Consider the following 309-nt stretch of genomic DNA (forward strand, 5'->3'; position numbering starts at 1 on the left):
GCCGGGCCCGCGCCTCAGAACCAGTAGACGAACAGGTACAGGCCCAGCCACACCACGTCCACGAAGTGCCAGTACCAGGCGGCGCCTTCGAAGCCGAAGTGGTGATCGGGCCGGAAATGGCCGCGCATCAGGCGGATCAGGATGACCGTCAGCATCGTGGCGCCCAGGATCACGTGGAAGCCGTGAAAGCCCGTCAGCATATAGAACAGCGAACCGTAGGCGCCCGAATTGAACTTCAGGTTCAGCTCGGTGTACGCATGGTGGTATTCGGCGGCCTGGCAGGCCACGAAGATGAAACCCAGGATGACC

General features: G+C 62.1%; 1 protein-coding gene. It reads right to left on the reverse strand.

Annotated features, from left to right (window positions below):
* Positions 1-14 precede the first annotated feature (14 nt).
* Positions 15-309 (reverse strand): cytochrome c oxidase subunit 3 (locus tag RCF13_RS06800; protein WP_308140999.1); only part of this gene is annotated, 295 nt, incomplete at its 5' end.

Source organism: Stenotrophomonas maltophilia group sp. RNC7 (genome assembly GCF_030910085.1).
Taxonomy (GTDB): domain Bacteria; phylum Pseudomonadota; class Gammaproteobacteria; order Xanthomonadales; family Xanthomonadaceae; genus Stenotrophomonas; species Stenotrophomonas sepilia.